This window comes from Agromyces rhizosphaerae (assembly GCF_027925245.1).
Lineage (GTDB): Bacteria > Actinomycetota > Actinomycetes > Actinomycetales > Microbacteriaceae > Agromyces > Agromyces rhizosphaerae.
In genome coordinates this window covers 2,397,783-2,416,929 of record NZ_BSDP01000001.1, presented here as the reverse complement: position 1 = coordinate 2,416,929, position 19,147 = coordinate 2,397,783, and the positions used below count along the sequence as shown (strand labels likewise).

The 19,147-nt window shown below is 73.3% G+C and carries 17 protein-coding genes; 11 read left to right on the top strand and 6 right to left on the bottom strand.

Going from position 1 to position 19,147, the window contains the following annotated elements; all coding sequences use genetic code 11:
• Window positions 1-4: 4 nt before the first annotated feature.
• A complete protein-coding gene (locus tag QMG39_RS11400) occupies window positions 5-2,449 on the bottom strand; it encodes an ATP-dependent helicase (protein ID WP_281885060.1) in 2,445 nt (814 codons plus the stop codon).
• 55 nt (window positions 2,450-2,504) lie between these two features.
• On the opposite strand from QMG39_RS11400, the gene QMG39_RS11395 reads away from it, so the two are divergent.
• Together QMG39_RS11395 and QMG39_RS11390 are read left to right on the top strand one after the other, a co-directional pair.
• Complete coding sequence (locus QMG39_RS11395) at window positions 2,505-3,824, top strand: threonine/serine exporter family protein (protein ID WP_281885058.1); 1,320 nt, start codon at window positions 2,505-2,507, stop codon at window positions 3,822-3,824.
• A gap of 57 nt (window positions 3,825-3,881) precedes the next feature.
• Window positions 3,882-5,168, top strand: a complete 1,287-nt coding sequence (locus tag QMG39_RS11390; protein WP_281885056.1) for an amidohydrolase family protein — start codon at window positions 3,882-3,884, stop codon at window positions 5,166-5,168.
• Here QMG39_RS11390 and QMG39_RS11385 read toward each other — a convergent pair.
• Both QMG39_RS11385 and QMG39_RS11380 read right to left on the bottom strand, forming a co-directional pair.
• Entirely contained in the window at window positions 5,165-6,112 is a 948-nt protein-coding gene (locus tag QMG39_RS11385) for a PDR/VanB family oxidoreductase (protein ID WP_281885054.1), read from the bottom strand. The genes QMG39_RS11390 and QMG39_RS11385 overlap by 4 nt on opposite strands.
• A gap of 4 nt (window positions 6,113-6,116) precedes the next feature.
• Complete coding sequence (locus tag QMG39_RS11380; protein WP_281885052.1) at window positions 6,117-6,725, bottom strand: helix-turn-helix domain-containing protein; 609 nt, start codon at window positions 6,723-6,725, stop codon at window positions 6,117-6,119.
• 157 nt (window positions 6,726-6,882) lie between these two features.
• Between QMG39_RS11380 and QMG39_RS11375 the strand changes: the two genes are divergently transcribed.
• The 8 genes from QMG39_RS11375 (at window position 6,883) to QMG39_RS11340 (ending at window position 14,692) form a co-directional block, all read left to right on the top strand.
• Entirely contained in the window at window positions 6,883-8,130 is a 1,248-nt protein-coding gene (locus QMG39_RS11375; RefSeq protein WP_281885050.1) for an amidohydrolase family protein, read from the top strand.
• An 8-nt stretch (window positions 8,131-8,138) separates the two neighbouring features.
• The gene (locus tag QMG39_RS11370; RefSeq protein ID WP_281885048.1) at window positions 8,139-8,912 is read left to right on the top strand and encodes an ABC transporter ATP-binding protein; all 774 of its coding nucleotides are present in this window, start codon (window positions 8,139-8,141) and stop codon (window positions 8,910-8,912) included.
• On the top strand, window positions 8,909-9,811 hold the full coding sequence (locus QMG39_RS11365; RefSeq protein ID WP_281885046.1) for an ABC transporter permease: 903 nt from the start codon (window positions 8,909-8,911) through the stop codon (window positions 9,809-9,811). The genes QMG39_RS11370 and QMG39_RS11365 overlap by 4 nt, the downstream gene beginning before the upstream one ends.
• Window positions 9,812-9,912: 101 nt before the next feature.
• Window positions 9,913-11,082, top strand: a complete 1,170-nt coding sequence (locus QMG39_RS11360) for an ABC transporter substrate-binding protein (protein ID WP_281885044.1) — start codon at window positions 9,913-9,915, stop codon at window positions 11,080-11,082.
• A 79-nt stretch (window positions 11,083-11,161) separates the two neighbouring features.
• Window positions 11,162-11,905: an SDR family NAD(P)-dependent oxidoreductase gene (locus tag QMG39_RS11355; RefSeq protein ID WP_281885042.1), complete on the top strand. Its 744-nt coding sequence runs from the start codon at window positions 11,162-11,164 to the stop codon at window positions 11,903-11,905.
• Between the two features lie 14 nt (window positions 11,906-11,919).
• Window positions 11,920-13,263, top strand: coding sequence for an FAD-binding oxidoreductase (locus QMG39_RS11350; protein ID WP_281885040.1), 1,344 nt, complete (start codon window positions 11,920-11,922; stop codon window positions 13,261-13,263).
• Window positions 13,260-14,033 (top strand): creatininase family protein, encoded by a 774-nt coding sequence (locus tag QMG39_RS11345; RefSeq protein WP_281885038.1) that lies wholly within the window; start codon window positions 13,260-13,262, stop codon window positions 14,031-14,033. Before QMG39_RS11350 ends, QMG39_RS11345 begins: the two co-directional genes overlap by 4 nt.
• Before the next feature lie 11 nt (window positions 14,034-14,044).
• A complete protein-coding gene (locus QMG39_RS11340) occupies window positions 14,045-14,692 on the top strand; it encodes a pyridoxine/pyridoxamine 5'-phosphate oxidase (protein ID WP_281885036.1) in 648 nt (215 codons plus the stop codon).
• A 7-nt stretch (window positions 14,693-14,699) separates the two neighbouring features.
• Here QMG39_RS11340 and QMG39_RS11335 read toward each other — a convergent pair whose 3' ends face one another.
• Both QMG39_RS11335 and QMG39_RS11330 read right to left on the bottom strand, forming a co-directional pair.
• Entirely contained in the window at window positions 14,700-15,638 is a 939-nt protein-coding gene (locus QMG39_RS11335; protein WP_281885034.1) for a methylenetetrahydrofolate reductase, read from the bottom strand.
• A gap of 95 nt (window positions 15,639-15,733) precedes the next feature.
• Complete coding sequence (locus tag QMG39_RS11330) at window positions 15,734-16,783, bottom strand: glycerophosphodiester phosphodiesterase family protein (RefSeq protein ID WP_281885032.1); 1,050 nt, start codon at window positions 16,781-16,783, stop codon at window positions 15,734-15,736.
• Between the two features lie 197 nt (window positions 16,784-16,980).
• Here QMG39_RS11330 and QMG39_RS11325 point away from each other — a divergent pair, with 197 nt between their 5' ends.
• On the top strand, window positions 16,981-17,784 hold the full coding sequence (locus tag QMG39_RS11325) for a Bax inhibitor-1/YccA family protein (protein WP_281885030.1): 804 nt from the start codon (window positions 16,981-16,983) through the stop codon (window positions 17,782-17,784).
• Window positions 17,785-17,853: 69 nt separating this feature from the next.
• On the opposite strand, the gene QMG39_RS11320 is transcribed toward QMG39_RS11325, so the two are convergent.
• Window positions 17,854-19,131, bottom strand: a complete 1,278-nt coding sequence (locus tag QMG39_RS11320; protein ID WP_281885028.1) for an RNA polymerase sigma factor — start codon at window positions 19,129-19,131, stop codon at window positions 17,854-17,856.
• Window positions 19,132-19,147: the final 16 nt, after the last annotated feature.

The following is a 19,147-nucleotide window of genomic DNA, read 5'->3' as shown; positions in this document are numbered from 1 at the left end:
GTGGCTATGGAGTTGCGAGCTTCTCGATCGGCGCGATCTTGATGAGCAGCTTCTTCTGGCCCGCGGTGTCGAACGACACGTGCGCGACGCGCTTGGCGCCGATGCCGGTCACCTGGGTGACCCGCCCCTCGCCGAAGTCGGCGTGGCGGATGCGGTCGCCGGCCTCCAGCTCGAGATCGCCGTTGTCGCGCACGTTCGCGGTGACCCGGTTCGTCCACTCGGTCTTGGCCTTGGTCGCCGACGCGACGCTGAAGCGGTCGCGACGCTGCTGCTCGCGCGACTGCCGGGCGTTGAGCGCACGCGGGCGGGTGCCGCCGCGGCTGGTCGCGTCGCCCGGGGACTGCCGCCAGTCGATGAGCTCGTCGGGGATCTCCTGCAGGTACCGGCTCGGCATGGCGACGGAGACCTCGCCGAACTGGGCGCGGCTCATCGCGAGCGAGAGGTAGAGCCTGCGACGTGCGCGCGTGATGCCCACGTAGAACAGCCGGCGCTCCTCGGCCGGCCCGCCGGGCTCGGTCGCCGACATCTGGTGCGGCAGCAGCCCCTCCTCGATGCCGGTGAGGAACACCGCGTGGTACTCCAGACCCTTGGCGGTGTGCAGCGTCATGAGCGAGACCGTGCCCGACTCGTCGTCGATCTCGTCGGCCGCGGCCACGAGCGACACCTGGGTGAGGAAGTCGAGCAGCGTCGCACCCGGGTTCTCGCGGTCGAAGTCGCGGGTCTGGGCGACGAGCTCCTCGACGTTCTCGGCGCGGGTCTCGTCCTGCGGGTCGCGGCTGTTGCGGAGTGTATCGAGCAGTCCGCTGCCCGCCATGAGGTGCAGCAACACGTCGGCGACCTTCGTCGGGCCGCCCTCGCGCGCGGGGTCGGCGAGCTCGGCCGCCTCGTCGAGCAGCTCGGCGAGCGCGGTGATTGCGGCGGTGACCTTCGGCCCGAGACCGAGGCCGGATGCCACGCGCATCGCCTCGCGGAAGGTCATGCCGTTCTCGTCGGCGAAGTTCGCCAGCTGCGTCTCGGTGGCCGGGCCGATGCCGCGCTTGGGGGTGTTCAGGATGCGCCGCAGCGCGAGCTCGTCGAGCGGGTTCGCGACCGCGATGAGGTACGCCATCGCGTCCTTGATCTCGGCGCGCTCGTAGAACTTCGTGCCGCCGACCACCCGATACGGCAGCGCGGAGCGCACGAAGATCTCCTCCAGCGCACGCGTCTGCGCGTTGGTGCGGTAGAACACGGCGATGTCGCGGTACGCGACGCCCGACCGGTGCAGCGCGTCGATCTCGTCGGCGATGAACTGCGCCTCGTCGTGGGCGGAGTAGCCGGTGTAGCCGACGATCTTCGCGCCGTCGCCGTCGGCCGTCCAGAGCTTCTTGTCCTTGCGGTCGAAGTTGTTGGCGATGACCGCGTTCGCCGCGGAGAGGATGTTCTGGGTCGACCGGTAGTTCTGCTCGAGCAGCACGACCTTCGCGCCGGGGTAGTCGCGCTCGAACTCGACGATGTTGCGGATGTCGGCGCCGCGGAACGCGTAGATCGACTGGTCGGAGTCGCCGACCACGGTGAGGCTCGCGCCGGGGATGCGGCCGTCGTCGTCGGCGAGCACGCGCATGCGCACGCCGTGGGTCTCGAGCTCGGCGACCACGTCGGGCTCGACCGGCCGGGTGAGCTCGCGGATGAGGGCGTACTGCGCGTGGTTCGTGTCCTGGTACTCGTCGACCAGGATGTGCCGGAACCGCCGCTGGTAGAGCGCGGCGACCTTCGGGAACGCCCGGAACAGGTACACCGTCTCGGCGATGAGGTCGTCGAAGTCGAGCGCGCTCGCGTCGCGCAGGCGCCGGGTGTACTGCCGGAAGATGTCGAGGAACATCGCCTCCTGCGGGTCGTCGAGGTTCGCGTTGCGCGCGTACGACTCGACGTCGGCGAGCTCGTTCTTGAGCTTGGAGATCTTCGCGGCCGCGCCCGCGGGGGTGAACCCGAGGGTGTCGGCCGAGGTGTCCTTGATGATGCGCTTGAGGATCACCCGCTGGTCGGCCGAGTCGTAGATCGTGAAGGCCTTGGACAGCCCGATCGCCTCGGCCTCGCGGCGGAGGATGCGCACGCAGGCCGAGTGGAACGTCGAGATCCACATGCCGCCGGATGCCTCGCCGAGCAGTGCCTCGACCCGCTCGCGCATCTCGGCCGCGGCCTTGTTCGTGAACGTGATCGCGAGGATCTGGCTCGGCCACGCCTCCTTCGTCTCGATGAGGCTCGCGACGCGGTGCGTCAGCACGCGCGTCTTGCCCGAGCCCGCGCCGGCGACGATGAGCAGCGCAGGGCCCCGGTACTCGACCGCCGCGCGCTGCTGCGGGTTGAGCCCGTCCAGCAAGTGCTCGGAGACGCGCGGGGCCTCGTCGGTCGCGGCCTGTCCGGCGGGCTCGCGCCAGCCGCCGGGTTCGTCGGGATCGAGGATCAAGGTCATGGCGGGGTCAAGTCTAGGCGGGGCATCCGACGACCCTGCCGATAGCCTGACCTGCATGGAGGCCCGGGACGAGGGCGACGAGGACACGCTGCGGCGGTTCCTGCTCGGCATCGCCGAGGGGCTGAACGCGGCCATGGAGTCGGTCGACCGGGTCGACGACACGATGCGCGCGATCGCCCGGGCCTACGGCGCCGACGACACCGACTTCGTGGTGCTGCCGACCGTCATCCTCGTGCAGTCGCGCCATGGCCGCACCGACCGCGTGGCGCTGCGCACCAGCCGGGTGACGGCGCTGCGGTTCGACCAGATCGCCGCGCTCTACGACCTGGTCGGGCGCGCCCGGCGCGGCGAGGTCGAGCCGGCCGCGGGCATCGACGAGCTGAACGCGATCGGCACGGCGCAGCCGCGGTACCCGTGGTTCGTGCGCGTGCTCGGCCATGCCGTGCTCACGGCCGGCCTCTCGATGCTGCTCACCCCGACCTGGCAGGGTGCGCTGATCGCGTTCGGCCTCGGTGCCGTGCTGGGCCTCGCGAAGCTCGTGCGCTCCCCCACCCTCGCCCTCGTGTTCCCCGTCGTGGCGGCGTTCGGCTCGGCGACCGCGGTCTTCCTGCTCGCGCCGCACGTGCCCGTCGGCGACCCGATCGTGCTCCTCATCGCCCCGCTCGTGACCTTCCTCCCCGGCGGCGTGATCACGACCGCGACCATGGAACTCGCGGCGGGCCAGATGATCGCCGGCGCGTCGCGCCTGGTCACGGGCCTCGTGCAGCTCGCGCTGCTCGCCTTCGGCATCCTCGCCGCCGGCACGATGCTCGGCGTCGGCGACGCGAGCTACGTCGCCCTCGACGCGCCGAGCCGCTTCCCGTGGTGGGTGGCCGTGCTCGGCGTGCTGCTCATCGCGGTCGGCGACCTGCTGCACTTCTCCGCGCCGGGGCGCACCTTCGGCTGGGTGCTGCTCGCGCTCTCGGTCGCCTACGCGGGGCAGGCGGTCGGCGCGAGCCTCGCCGGCCCATCGGTCGGCGGGTTCCTCGGCGCGCTCGCCATGACGCCGCTCGTGCTGTGGATCTCTGGGCTGCGCATCGGAGCCCCGTCGCAGCTGCTGTTCCTGCCGGCGTTCTGGCTGCTCGTTCCCGGCGCCTCCGGGCTCGCGGGCCTCACCGAGGCCATCGGCACGACCGAGGGTCTCGCCGACTTCGCGTCCGCGCTCACGTCGATCATGGCGATCGCCCTCGGAGTCCTCATCGGCACCGCCGCGCACCGGGCCGCGCAGCGCGGCGTGCAGCAGGTGGCGAACCTCTACGTGGAGCCCGCGGCGCCCAGCGCCCCGGCGGACGACGAGCGGCCCGGCTGGCTGCGCTGGCTGCCCCGGCGTCGCTGAGCGGGCGGCCGACTGCGTTCACGAGCCCGACACACGGATGCTGCGAGAATCGGCCGCATGCTCAGCGTGACCGGCGCGACCGCCGTCCTCGAATCCCTCGGCGTCGTGCGCGGCGGCGACGTGCACCTCGCCGGCGGAGTCGTCGCAGCCGCTGCCGCCGACGCCGCGGAGACGCTCGACGCCTCGGGCTGCGTCGTCACGCCCGGCCTCGTGAACGCCCACCACCACCTGCTGCAGTCGGCGTTCCGCACGCTGCCGGGCACGCGCAGCGTGCCCATGCGCGACTGGCTGCCGGCCATGGCGAGCGCATATGCCGCCGCCGGCATCGACCCGGACCTCGCTCGAGCGGCCGCCCGCGTCGGCATCGCCGAGGGCCTGCTCTCGGGCGTCACCACGGTCGCCGACCACCACCTCACCTGGCCCGCCGGCGTCGACGACGTCGGCGTCGCGACGGCGGTCGCCGATGCGGCGGGCGGACTCGGCGGCCGGCTGGCCTTCGTCCGCGGGTCGGCGCGCGACGACCCGGAGACCGCGGCGGCGTCGGCCGACGCGATCGCCGAGGCGCTCGTACCGGGCACCGGCGGGGTCTCCGGCGACGGCATGCTCCAGGTCGCGGTCGGCCCGGCCGGCGTGCACAGCGACGTCGAGGCGACCTTCCGCCTCATGGGCGAGGTCGCCGCCCGGCGCGGGCTGCGACGCCGCACGCAGTCGAACGAGCAGGTCGACGTCGAGGTGGCCGCCGAGCGGTACGGCCGCCGCCCGCTCGAGCTGCTCGAGGAGTGGGGCTGGCTCGCGCCCGACGTGACGCTCGCCCACCTGTGCGACATCGGCGACGACGAGATCGGCCGCATCGCGGCATCCGGAGCCTCGGCCACGCACGCCCCCGGGTGCGACGTCGTCATGGGCTGGGGCGTCGCCCCGGTCGCCCGGCTCCGCGACGCCGGCATCGCGGTCGGGCTCGGCACCTCGGGCGGCGGATCGAACGACGCCGGCCACCTGCTCGCCGACGCGCGACTCGCGATGCAGGTCTCCGGGCTGCGCGCCCCCGCGCTCGCGGCGGCCGACGTGCTGGCCATGGCCACCGCGGGGTCGGCCGACGGGCTCGGCCGACCCGAGCTCGGGCGCCTGACCGTGGGATCGGCCGCCGACCTGTGCGTCTGGGACGTCTCGGGCGTCGCCGACGCGGGTGTCGCCGACCCCGTCGCGGGCCTGCTCTGGGCGGCACCCGGCCGGCGGCCCCGCCACGTCGTGGTCGCTGGGCGGGTCGTGGTGCGCGACGGCGTGCTGGTGTCGGGCGACGAGCGCGAGATCGTCGGGGCGCTCCGCGAGCGCGTGAGCCGCTAGAGGTCCAGCACCAGCTTCGGGCAGGCCGACCGCGAGCAGCAGATCATCATGCGGTCGTTCGCCTCCTGCTCCTCGGGCGTGAGGATCGAGTCGCGATGGTCGACCTCGCCCTCGAGCACGGGCGTCTCGCAGGTGCCGCAGGTGCCCTCGCGGCACGACGAGATCACGAACGCGTCGGTCTCCTCCTCGATCACGTCGAGGATCGACCGGTCCGGCGGCACCGTGACCGTGACGCCGCTGGCGGCCAGCTCGACCTCGAACGACTCGTGCAGCACCGGCTCGCCCTGCTCGCGCGCCTCGAAGCGCTCGACGTGCAGGGTGCCCGGCGCCCACGCGGCCGCGCGCGCGTCGAGCTCGTCCAGCAGGCCGTGCGGACCGCACGCGAAGACCAGCTCGCCCGGCGCGGGCGCGACGGTGCCGAGGTCCATCCGGGTGCCGGCATCCGACGCGTGCACCCGCACCCGGTCGCCGAAGCGGGCCAGCTCGTCGAGGAAGGCCATGGTGGCCCTGCTGCGCCCGCAGTAGTCGAGCGACCAGGGCGTGCCTGACGCCTCGGCGACGGCGAGCATCGGCAGCAGCGGCGTGATGCCGATGCCGCCGGCGATGAAGCGATAGGCGCGGGCATCCGCCATCGCGAAGTGGTTCCACGGGCCGCGCGCGCGCACGACCGCGCCGTCGACGAGGTGCTCGTGCGCCCAGGCGGAGCCGCCGCGGCCGTCCTGCTCGCGCAGCACCGCGATACGCCATGTGCCCGCGTCGGCGGGGTCGCCGCAGAGCGAGTACTGGCGCACGAGGTCGTCGCCCGCGAGCAGGTCGAGGTGCGCGCCCGGCTCCCACGCGGGGAACGGCAGGCCATCGGCACGGACCAGCTCGAGGACGGCGACCCGGTCGACGGGATCGGTGCGGCGACGCACCACGACGTCGAACTCGGGGGCGGCGTCCATGGGCTCAGTCGTCCTCTCGTGCGGGCGCGGCGCCCTTGACGTACAGGATGCGGAACGGGCCGCCGTCGCCCGAGCGCCAGCGGTGCCGGGTCCCGCCCGGGTAGTAGATGGTCGTGCCCGCGGGCAGCCGCACGGTGCGGTCGGCGACCTGCGCCTCGGCCACGCCGTCGAGCACGTAGCAGAACTCCTCCTCGGGGTGCGTGAAGTACTCCCCGAACGCGGTGTTGTCGGCCGTGATCTCCATCGGCGTGAACCCGGCGGGCCGACCGGCGAACGCGCGCACCGAACCTTCGGCGTAGGTGCGGCCGGTGACGCCGCCGCCCTCGTCGACGACCACGCCGTCGCCCGCGGCGAACCCCGGGTTGTCGTCGCCGCGTCCCGCGCGTGCGATCTCGGCGAAGAGCTCGAACTGGGTGGTCGAGAGCGCGGTCGCGATGCGGTCGAGCGAGGTGAAGCTCGGCCGGGCGCGGCCGTTCTCGACCTGGCTGAGGAAGGGATGCGAGAGCCCCGAGAGCTCCGACAGCTGCACCAGCGTGAGTCCGCGATCGCGCCGGAGGGCGCGGATGCGACCACCGAGCAGCTCGGCCTGGTCGACCTGCGCGTCGAGGCTCATCGGCGCGGTTCCTCTCGCTCATCGGGCGCTTTCCCCGGACCGAAATCCTCGGGAAACACGGTTGAAACGACGCATCCCTATCGTCGTCGATGTTGACAGTATCAACATTCCGCACCGCTCGATGACGCGCGGCCCGCCACGTACCGAAGGTCACCGAGTGCTCCCCCAGCCCGTCTCCCTCCTGCGCAACGCCCGCCTCGCATCCGGCGAGCTGCGCGACGTCGCGCTCGACGGCCCGGTCGTGGCCGACGTGCTCCCGGCGGGCTCCGGCGGCACCTCGGGCGAGGTCCTCGACCTCGACGGGGCTCTCCTGCTGACCGCGGGTGCCGAGCCGCACGCGCACCTCGACAAGGCCTACACCTGGGACGCGATCGAGCCCCCGTTCGGCGACCTGGTCGGCGCGATCGAGAGCTTCCACGCCTTCCAGGAGCAGCTCACCGAGGAGGACATCCTCGCCCGGGCCCGGCGCGCCGCCCTGCGCCTGCTCGCCAACGGCACGACCGCGATCCGCAGCCACGTGAACCTCCTGCCCGGCGACCGCCCGTTCCGCGGCGTCGACGCCATGGTGCGCCTGCGCGCCGAGCTCGACGGCCTGCTCGACCTCGAACTCGTCGCGCTCCCCCCGATCGGCATGGACGACGCCACGATCGAGGCCGCCCTCGACCGAGGCCTCGACCTCGTCGGCGGCGCGCCGCACCTCGACCCGGAGCCCGTCGCCGACGTGCTGCGCCTGGTCGCCCTCGCCGAGCGGCGCGGCATCGGCATCGACCTGCACACCGACGAGTCGCTCGACGGTCCGGTGACGATCACCGAGTACGCGTCCGCCGTGCGCGACTGGCCCGCCGACCGCGTGCGCACCGCCGGGCACAGCGTTCGCCTCGGCACGCTCGGCGCCGACGAGCTGCGCGCGGCGGTCGACGCCGTCGTGGCATCCGGCATCGGGGTCGTCGGCCTGCCGATCACCAACCTCTACCTGCAGGGCTGGGAGCACCCCGTCTCCACCCCGCGCGGCATCACCGCGCTGCGCGCGCTGATCGACGCGGGCGCGATCGTCGGGGCGGGTGCCGACAACGTGCGCGACCCGTTCAACCCGATCGGCCGCAGCGACCCGTTCGAGACCGCCGCGCTGCTCGTCGCGGCCGGCCACCTCGGGCTCGAGGAGTCGTGGGACCTCGTCTCGTCCGGCGCCCGCCGCGTCATGGGGCTGCCGGAGGCCGGACCCGCCCCGGGAGCCGCCGCCGAGTTCGTGGCGATCGACGCGTCGAGCGTCGGCGAGGCGATCGCCCACGCGCCCGCCACCCGCACCGTCATCCACCGCGGGCGCGTCGTGGCCCGCAGCACCGTCGACCAGACGATCGCCCGGCCGGGACAGGTCCCGGCCGGCTCACTCGAGGGAAAGGGGTGAGCGCCGCCATGGCCATCACCGAACCGGCAGCCCCGACCACGGAGGCGACCACGCTGCTCGACTTCCGGGACGTGCAGCTCACGTATCCGAACGGCACGATCGCGCTCTCGGGCGTCGACCTCAGGGTCGACCGTGGCGAGTTCGTCACGGTCGTCGGGCCGAGCGGATGCGGCAAGTCGACGCTGCTGCGCATCGCATCGGGTCTCGAGCAGGCCTCGCACGGCGACGCCGCGGTCGCGACCGACCGCGTCGGCTACGTGTTCCAGGACGCGACGCTGCTGCCCTGGCGCGACGTGCAGACGAACGTCGAGCTCCTCGCCGAGCTGCAGTGGCAGACCAAGGCCGAGCGCCGCGCGAAGGCGAAGCAGGCCATCGACCTCGTCGGACTCACCGGGTTCGAGAAGCACCTGCCGCGCCAGCTGTCGGGCGGCATGCGCATGCGCACCTCGCTCGCCCGCTCGCTCACCCTCGACCCCGAGCTGTTCCTCTTCGACGAGCCGTTCGGCGCGCTCGACGAGATCACACGCGAGTACCTCAACGACGAGCTGCTGAAGCTGTTCGCGGCCCGGCGGTTCGGCGGGCTCTTCATCACCCATTCCGTCTCCGAGGCGGTCTACCTCTCGACCAAGGTCATCGTGATGTCGGGGCGGCCGGGACGCATCGTCGACGCGTTCGACGTGCCGTTCCCGATGCCCCGGGATCCCGAGATCCGCTACACCGCGGAGTACGCCGCACTCGTCGGCGAGGTCTCGCACGCACTCCGGGAAGGACACGGCGCATGAGCACGAACGACACCGACCAGGTCGCGGTCGAGAACGAGCTGGCCGAGGAGGTGCCCACGGCCGAGGTGGTCGAGCACGAGCTCTCGCCCGGCACCGCCGCCCCCGTGCCGCTGCGCCGGCGCCGCGCCCGCGGCATCGTCACCTGGGGGCCGCCGCTCGCCGTCGCGGCGCTCATCATCGGCATCTGGTACTTCGTCGGCTCGTTCGTGCTCGACCCGTCGAAGTCGTACCTGCTGCCCCCGCCGCACGACGTCATCGCGACCTACTTCGACCCGCGGCTCGGGCCGGAGATGTTCGAGGCCCTCTGGAACAGCGCGGTCGTGGCCCTCACGGGCCTGTTCATCGCCATCGTGCTCGGCGTGGTCTGGGCGATCGCGATGAACCAGGCGAAGTGGGTCGAGCGCTCGCTCTACCCCTACGCCGTGATCCTGCAGACCATCCCGATCCTGGCCCTGGTGCCGCTGATCGGGTTCTGGTTCGGCTTCGACTTCACCGCCCGCGTCATCGTGGCCGTGCTGATCGCGCTGTTCCCCATGGTCTCGAACACGCTCTTCGGCCTGCAGTCGGTCGACAAGGGGCAGCGCGAGCTGTTCACCCTCCAGCGGGCCAACCGCTGGACGGTGCTCAAGAAGCTGCAGTTCCCGGCCGCGCTCCCGGCGATCTTCGCCGGCATGCGCATCTCGGCCGGCCTCGCCGTCGTCGGCGCGATCGTCGGCGACTTCTTCTTCCAGCGCGGCACGCCCGGCATCGGCGCGTTGATCTCGAAGTACCAGGCCCGCCTCAACGCGGATCCCCTGTTCGCCTCGATCATCCTCGCGTCGCTGTTCGGCGTCGTCGTGTTCTGGTTCTTCGGCTGGCTCGGCAAGCGGGTCGTCGGCAAGTGGTACGACTTCGCCTGACCGTCCGGCCGGATCCCCCGGGACGCGCGCGCGACGCGGGATCCCGGCGCACCACCATCACCACCGCACCATCACCGCACCATCCACCAAGAGGAGAACCCATGCGCAAGCACACGCCCCGGGCGGTCGTCGCCGTCGGCTTCATGGCCGGCACGCTCGCCCTCGCCTCGTGCGCCTCGAGCGGCGACGCGTCGTCGGAGGACACCGGCTCCGACGAGATGACGATCGGCTCGATCGACCTCGCCGCGGCCGGCTGCCCCGCCGACATCCGCATCCAGACCGACTGGAACCCCGAGTCGGAGCACGGCCACCTGTACGAGCTCGTCGGCCCCGACCCCGAGATCGACGACTCGGTGAAGTCCGTCACCGGCCCGCTCTACGCCTCGGGCGAGTACACCGGCGTCGACGTGACCATCCTGGCGGGCGGCCCGGCGACCGGCTTCACGCAGCCGAACGCGCAGATGTACAACGACGACTCCATCTTCATGGCGTACGTCGGCACCGACGAGGCGATCGCCCACGCGGGCGACCTGCCCACCGTCGGCGTCTTCGCGCCGCTCGAGAAGGACCCGCAGATGATCATGTGGGACCCGGAGACCTACCCCGGCGTCGACGGCATCGCGGGCCTCGGCGAGGAGGGCGTCACCATCCGCGTCTTCCCGGGCGGCACCTACATCGACTACTTCGTCGGCGTGGGCATCCTCTCGGAGGACCAGATCGACTCGACCTACGACGGCCTGCCCGCCGTGTTCGTGTCGGAGGACGGCGCGATCGCGCAGCAGGGCTTCGCCTCGGCCGAGCCGTTCATCTACGAGAACGAGGTCCCGGAGTGGGGCAAGACGGTCTCGTACGAGCTGATCAACGACGCGGGCTACCCGAAGTACGCGGCCGTCATGTCGCTGCGTCCGGACGACGTCACCGAGTACAGCGACTGCCTCACCGAGCTCGTGCCGGTGCTGCAGCAGGCGGAGATCGACTTCTTCGACGACCCGACCGAGACCAACGAGCTCATCCTCGAGCTGGTCGAGGCCTACGACACCGGCTGGGTCTACTCGGCCGGCGTGGCGGAGTACTCGGTCGAGACGCTGAAGGCGGAGCTCGTCGGCAACGGCGAGGACGACACCCTCGGCAACCTCGACGAGGCCCGCGTGCAGGAGCTGTTCGACATCGTGGTGCCGATCTACACCGAGCAGGGCTTCGAGATCCCCGAGGACCTGACCGCTGAGGACATCTACACCAACGAGTTCATCGACGAGTCGATCGGGTTCTGATCGACCCCGCGGCGGTCCGGCTCCGGCCGGGCCGCCGCGCCCGTTCCCTCCCACCCCTTCCCCGCACCTGGAGCGCACCATGACCGCAGCACGTCGCCTCGACGGCCGCCGTGCGATCGTCACGGGCGCCGCACGCGGCATCGGGCGCGCGATCGCGGAGCGGTTCGCCGCCGAGGGGGCGTCGGTCGCGGTGCTCGACCTCGATGCGGATGCCGCCCGGGCGACCGCGCACGAGATCGGCGCGCGCGCGTTCCCGGTCGACCTGGCCGACCACGACGCCGCCCGTGCGGCCGTCGCGGGGGCGGCAGAGGCGCTCGGCGGCCTCGACGTGCTCGTGAACAACGCGGGCGTCCTGCGCCTCGGGCCGCTGCTCGAGATCACCGCCGACGAGTGGGACCTCGTGCAGCGCGTGAACGCCCGTTCCATGCTCAGCACCACCCAGGCCGCCGCGCCGGTCATGATCGCCGCCGGCGCCGGCCGCATCGTGAACCTCGCGAGCATGGCCGCGAAGTCCGGCGGCGCGAACGAGGCCGCCTACGCCGCATCCAAGGCCGCCGTCGTCGCCCTCACCCGCGCGACCGCCCTCGAACTCGGCCCGCACGGCATCACCGCGAACGCGCTCTGCCCGGGCTACATCCTCACCGACATGGGCGCCGCCACCCGCACCGACGACGACGTCGCGCGCTGGTCGGCCCGCTCCCCGCTCGGCCGGCTCGGCGACCCCGCCGACGTCGCCGGCGCCGCGCTCTTCCTCGCCTCCGACGACGGGGCCTACCTCACCGGGCAGGCCCTCAACGTCACCGGCGGCATGATCATGCACTGAACGGAGATCCACGCATGCCCACCACCCCCGCACTGGACGCCCTCGTCGCCGAGCTCGCCGAGCTGCTCGGCGCGCGCGGCGTGAGCGTCGACCCCGCGACCCGCGAGCGGGCGTCGGTCGACGGCTGCGCGCTCTCGCCGGTCGTGAGCGCGAAGCTGCCGCTCGGACTCGCCGACGCGGTCGCGTATCCGGCGAACGCCGAGCAGGTCGCGCTCGTCGTGCAGGCGGCCGCGCGCCACGGGGTTCCCGTGACGCCGCGCGGCAAGGGCACCGGCAACTACGGGCAGGGCATCCCGATGGCGGACGGCCTCGTGCTCGACCTCAGCCGCGCACGGGCCATCGTCGAGGTCGGCGACGGCTTCGTCACGGCCGAGGCCGGCGCGGTGATGGCGCAGATCGAGAACGCGGCCTGGGCCGCCGGGCAGCAGCTCCTGATGTACCCGTCGACGGCGCAGTCGACGCTCGGCGGGTTCCTGTCGGGAGGGTCGGGCGGCACCGGGTCGATCGCGCACGGCGTGATCGCCGGCGGGCCGTTCGTGATCGCGCTCGACGTCGTGCACGCCGACGGGTCCGGCCTGCACCATGTGACCGGCGACGAGGCGCAGGAGTACCTGCACAACTACGGCACCGCGGGCGTCATCGCCCGTGCGACGGTCGCCCTCGAGCCGCTGCAGCAGTGGCGGGCGTTCTACGCGAGCTTCGACGCCGACGCCTTCCCCGCCGCGCTCGGGCTGCTGATGCCGTTCGCCGACCTCGAGCCGACCCCCCGGCTGGTCTCGACCGACCTGCCGACGCTCGCCGACGCGCTGCCGTCGAACCCGGGCATCCCCGCGGGGCGGGTGAGCCTGCGGGGCATCCTCGACGAGGCATCCGTCGCCGATGCGACCGCGCTCGTGGAGGCCGCGGGCGGGCGGGTGGAGCTGGTCGCCGAGGGCGCCAAGGAGGTCATGCGCCTCAGCATGATCTCGTACAACCACCCGATCGAGTGGCTGCAGAAGGCGTACCCGGGCGAGTACTTCCACGTGGAGGTCGGCGGCATGGCGCTCATCGAGCGCATCGACGAGGTGCACCAGGTGTACCCGGGCGCGATGCTGCACGCCGAGGCGCAGAAGGGCCGCCCGATCGGCATGCTCGCCGGCCGCTACGAGAGCGAGGAGGCGGTGCTCGCGGGCATGGCCGCGCTCGGCGAGCTCGGCGTGCACACGCACAACCCGCACCAGTGGTTCGTCGACGTGCGGGTCGAGGAGACCCGGGCGCGCAAGGCGCTGACCGACCCGTCGGGCATCCTGAACCCGGGCAAGCTGCCCGAGTCGGATGCCGCCTCGAACCCGCTCATGTACGGCAAGGCCCCGGCGTGAGCAGGCGCCTCGACGAGCGCAGCGGCCCGTGGGTCGCGGAGCACCTCACCGCCGACTCCGTGGTGGTCGTGCCGACCGGCGCGATCGAGCACCACGGCCCGCACCTGCCGCTCGCGACCGATCGCATCATGGCCGAGGAGGTCGCCGCGGCCGCCGTCGACCGCGCGGCCGCGGCGGGCGTGGACGCATGGCTGCTGCCGTCGCTCGCGTACACGAAGTCCGACGAGCACGCCTGGGCCCCCGGCACGATGTGGCTCTCGGCCGAGACGTTCCACGCCACGCTCGTCGACCTCGGCCGCGCGATCGCCGCCACACCCGCCCGGCGCGTGGTGTTCCTGAACGGCCACGGCGGCAACGTGGCCCCGCTCGGGGTGGCGCTGCGCGAGCTGCGGCGCCGGTTCGGGCTGCAGACGTTCTTCACGGGCATCCGCGTGCCGCCGGGCGACGGCGACGAGGGCGGTGACGAGCTGGGCATGGGCATCCACGGCGGCCACGGCGAGACCTCGCTGCTGCTGCACCTGCGCCCCGAGCTCGTCGATCTCTCGTCCGCCGAGCGCGCCGTGCCCGAGCACCTGCTCGACACGCCGATGATCGGCTTCGCCGGTACGCCCGTCACGTTCGGCTGGCTGAGCGACGACTTCGGCTCCGGCGGCGTGATCGGCGACCCGACGCGGGCGAACGCCGCGCACGGCGCCGCGCTGTTCGAGTCCGCGGTCGACCAGGCCGCCCGTGCGCTCGGCGAGGTGGCGCGCTTCCGCGCCGCGCAGTAGGAAGAGGAACCATGCACCACGACGACCCCCCCGTCATCATCACCAGCACCAACCGGTTCGGGCACGACCAGCAGAATCCCGACGAGGTGCTCGCCGACCCGATGCAGCTGCTCGCCGCGTGGCTGCCGGCCAACGACGACGAACTGCGCCCGCTGATGACGCTCACGACGATCGGTGCCGACGGGTACCCCGACTCGCGCAGCGTGCTGCTCAGCGACTTCGACGCGCAGGGGCTCACCTTCCACACCGACGCGCGCACGCGCAAGGCGCGCGAGCTCGCCGCCGACAGCCGCGTCTCGCTCGTGCTCCCGTGGGTCGAGCACGCGCGCCAGCTGACGGTCGCGGGCGACGCCGCACCGGTCGGCGCCGACGAGGCGGCCGCCGTCTTCCGCGTCCGCTCGCGCTACCTCCAGCTGCTCGCGTGGATGAACTCGGCCGAGCTCGCGCAGCTCCCCCGCGCCGAGCGCGTGGCCCGGTGGGAGGCGTTCGCCGCCGCGCATCCCGAGGGCGAGCTCGACCCGCCCGAGCACTGGGTCGGCTACCGGGTGCGTCCGCACCGCCTCACCTTCTGGCGCGGCGACCTCGAGGGCCCCAGCAACCGCGTCGAGTACACGCGCGACGCCTCGGGCGCGTGGACGGCGGCGCGGCTGCCCGGCTGAGCCCCGGCTACGCGGCGACGCCCGTGATGCCGTCGGCGACCTCGGCGACCGCCTCGGCGTACGCGAGTTCGCCGCCGGGTCCCGAGCCGCCCGAGAGGTCGACCCCGTCGACGCCGTCGACCTCGAGCAGCTCCTCGGCGAGCGCGATCGCCGAGTCGATGCCCGCGCGTCGCGGGTCGCGTGCGCCGGCGATGCGCTGCATGAACCCGGCGGGGAGCACGAGGCCCGGGAACGAGTCGAGCTCGCTCGCGCTCTCGACGTCGAACACGGCCGGCACGCACGCGATGAAGCGCAGCTCCGACCCGGCGTCGCGCGCGGCCCGAACGAACCGGCGCACGGGGGCGGTGCCGCCGCAGTGGTCGATGAAGCAGACGTCGGCGCCGGCGTCCTCCTTCACGCGCAGCCGGGCCACCCGGTCGCCGACCGGTGGCGCGGCCGGCGCCTCGGCGACCGACACGAGGTGACCCGCGCCCCGCGCGACCGCAGCGAGCTCGACCCCGTCGAGGTCGAAGACCGGCATCGCGTCGGGGCGGTGCCCGATGCTCGTGTGGTCGCCGGTCACGCAGTGCACCGCGGCCACGCCGGCGACCGCGAGGCCGGCGACCTCGCCCTCGAGCGCCACGCGGTTGCGGTCGCGGCAGTTCACGCCCGACCACACCGCGATGCCCTGTCGTGCGAGGAGCATCGCGCGCAGGCTGGGCGGGTACTGCACCCGCGCGTCGGGCGCGTCGCCCAGCAGCACGGCGTCGACCCGGCCGGACAGGATCGCGGCGCACTCCTCGAGCGCGTGCTCATCGGCCGCCCGCGCGGGCATGTCGGCGACCACGAGTCGGCCGGCGTCGACCCGTTCGAGCGTGGCGAGGGCCGCGGCCGTGCGCCGGCCCGCCGCGACGGGTCGCTCGCCGTCGACGCCCTCCCACTGCCTCGTCGTCTCGTCGAGGAACACGCACGGGAAGGGCCCCGCCTCGCATGTCCCGTCGGCTCCCACCCCGCCGCACGGGCCGTACTCCATATGTTTCGGACACCCCACGAACCCGAAGGCTAGCCGCGGGTCGTGTCGAGCGTGTTTCGCGCCTCCACAGCAAGGTCGGGGTGATCGGCGAACACGCCGTCCACGCCGGTCTCGAGCACGCGCGCGAACGCGCCGAGCCAGTCGCCCCAGCCCGACTTCGCGCTGCCCCGGCGGAACCCCTGCCGCAGGAACCGGTTCTCGGGGCGCAGGGTCCAGGCGTAGACGTCGAGCCCGTGGTCGTGCGCCGCATCGACGAGACCCGTGCCCGCGAGCGGCGCACCCGCCGGCACAACCGCCCCCGCGTCGCGCCCCACGAGTCGCCCGGTGTCGACGCTCACCCCGTGCACGCGCCCGGCGAGACCGGCCAGCCCGTCGTTCGTCGCGAACACGTCGAAGCGCGGCGCCGTCGACCCGAGCGCGCGCACCAGGTCGGCGGGGGCTCCGGATGCCTCGAGCAGGAACACCCGCTTCCCCGCGACGCCCCGGCGTGCCAGCCGGTCGAGCACGTCGAGCTCGAACGCCTCCGCCACGACCGGGCGCCCGTCGTCCCAGCCGGCCGCGGCGAGCTCGTCGGCGAACAGCTCGTCGAGCGGCAGGCCCAGCTCGGCGAAGTGGCTCGCGTGCTTGAACTCGGCGACGAGGCCGACCCCGCGGCCGGACCGCTCGGCGTCCCGGTCGAGCAGCCCGAGCAGGTCGCGCAGGCGCAGCAGCGGGAGGCGCCCGTCGAACGTCGCGCTCTGGGGGCGGGTCTTCCCCATGCGCTCGCGCGCGCGCAGGGTCGCCAGCTCCGCCCAGGTGAAGTCCTCCGTGAACCAGCCGGCGACGCGCCGGCCGTCGATCTCGCGGGTCGTGCGCCGGGCGGCGAACTCGGGCCGGGTCGCGACATCCGTCGTGCCCGAGATCTCGTTCTCGTGCCGCACGACCAGCACGCCGTCGCGCGTCGCGACCAGGTCGGGCTCGACCGCGTCGGCGCCGAGGGCGACCGCCAGCGAGTACGCGGCTGCCGTGTGCTCGGGTCGGTACCCGCTCGCGCCACGGTGACCGATCACGAGCGGGGCCGGGCCGTGACCGAACGCCATTCGAACAGCGTAGGCGCGCCGGGCCGCGGCGGGAACGCGTCACCGCTCCGCCCGCGGCGAACATCCCGTGAATCCGCCCGATACGGGGGCGCTCCCCCGCCCGCCACGCACCCGGCTCGGGTAGATTCGTACGGACAGGGGCGTCGCGCGACGTCCCGCCGAATTCCCCAGCGAACGCAGAGGACACCTCAGACCCCATGGCGATCAACAACCCGGCCTTCCGCAACGAGGCCTTCACGACCGGGCAGGGCCAGCTCGCAGCCGCGCAGAACGCGTCGGCGCAGGACCTGCACGAGATGTACAACCGCCCGTCGGCCCCCGTCGAGGAGCCGATGACCATGGAGGACACGATCGCGAAGTCCGCGGTCGCGTTCGGCGTGCTGCTGGTCGGCGCGGCCGTGGGCTGGCTCACGATCGACATGATCCCGTTCCTCTGGATCGGCGCCGGCATCGTCGGCTTCGTGCTCGCCCTCGTCAACATCTTCAAGAAGCAGCCCTCGGGCGGCCTCGTGCTGGCCTACTCGGCGGCGCAGGGCGTGTTCGTCGGCGGCATCTCCGCGTTCTACGAGGCGATGTTCCCGGGCATCGTGGCCCAGGCCGTCATCGCGACCCTCGCGGTCGTCGGCGTGACGCTGGCGCTGTTCGCCTCGGGCAAGATCCGCGCGTCGAAGCGCGCGACCAAGGTCTTCCTCGTCGCGATGATCGGCTACGTGCTGTTCTCGCTGATCAACGTCGGCCTCATGATCTTCGGCGTCTCCGACGACCCGTGGGGCATGCGCAGCGGCGTCGAGATCTTCGGCATCCCGCTGGGCCTCGTGCTCGCCCCGCTCATCGTGATCATGGCGGGCTATTCGCTCGTGCTCGACTTCGACTTCATCCAGCGCGGCGTGCGCAACCGCGCGCCCAAGCCCTTCGCCTGGTCGGGCGCCTTCGGCATCATGGTCACGGTCATCTGGCTCTACCTCGAGCTGCTGCGCATCCTCGCCATCGCACGCGACTAGCGAGCGGATGCCGCGAGGCTGACGAATCACGCGAACGGGCCGTCCTCCGCAGGCGGCCCGTTCGTCGTCTCAGGCGGTGACGGCCTCCGCCGCCTTGCGCTCGAGCACCGCGCGCTCGCGCAGGTTGCCGCATCGTGCCGCGGCCTCCAGGAACTCCGCCCGGGCCTCATCGCCCCGCCCGAGCCGCGCGAGCAGCTCGCCGCGCACGCTCGGCAGCAGGTGCGTGGCGCGCAGGGCCCCGGATGCCGCGAGGTCGTCGACCATCCGCAGCGCCGTCGCGGGCCCCTCGGCCATCGACACCGCGACCGCGCGGTTCAGCTCGACCACCGGTGATGGTGCGATCCGGCCGAGCGCCTCGTACAGCAGCACGATCCGCTCCCAGTCGGTGTCGTCGACCGACGCAGCCACGTCGTGGCACTCGGCGATCGCCGCCTGCAGGCCGTACGCGCCACGGCCGCGGCCGGTCGCGTCGGCCCGTGCGAGCGCGGCGCGACCGCGCGCGATCGCGCTGCGGTCCCAGCGGCTCCGGTCCTGGTCGGCGAGCAGCACGGGCGCGCCGTCGGCGGTCACGCGCGCCGGGAACCGGGCCGCGGTGAACTCCATCAGCGCGACGAGCCCGTGCGCCTCGGGTTCCCCGGGCACCAGCTCGGCGACCATCCGCGCGAGCCGCAGGGCCTCGCGGCCGAGCTCCGGCCGCAGCAGCTCCTCGCCCGAGCTCGCCGAGTGCGCCTCGTTGAAGATCAGGTACAGCACGCCGAGCACCGAGCCGAGCCGGTCGGCGAACTCGTCGCGCTCGGGCACCGCGAACGGCACGTGCGCGGCCCCGAGCGTCTTCTTGGCGCGCACGATGCGCTGCTGCACGGTCGCGACCGGCACCACGAACGCCCGCGCGATCTCCTCGGTGGTGAGGCCGCCGACCACGCGGAGCGTGAGCGCGACGCGCGCCTCGCGCGAGAGCACCGGGTGGCACGCGGTGAACACGAGCCGCAGCACGTCGTCGTCGATCCGGTCGGGGTCGTAGCCCGGGGCATCCGCCTGCTGCTCGAGGTCGCGGGCCAGCGCGCGGTACCGCTCGTCGAGCCGCTCGCGCCGGCGCCACGTGTCGATCAGCCGGCGCTTCGCGGTCGTCGTGAGCCAAGCCCCGCCGTTGCGCGGGACGCCCTGCCGGGGCCACTGCTCGAGCGCCTCGACGAACGCCTCCTGCGCCAGCTCCTCGGCGAGGTCGAAGTCGCCCGACATGCGCGTGAGCGTCGCGACGACGTGCGCCGACTCGATGCGCCAGACGGCCGCGACCGCGCGGCGCACCGCTGCCTCGTCGGGCGGGCGCCGCGACGTCGCATCCGTCATCTGCGCTTCACCGCCG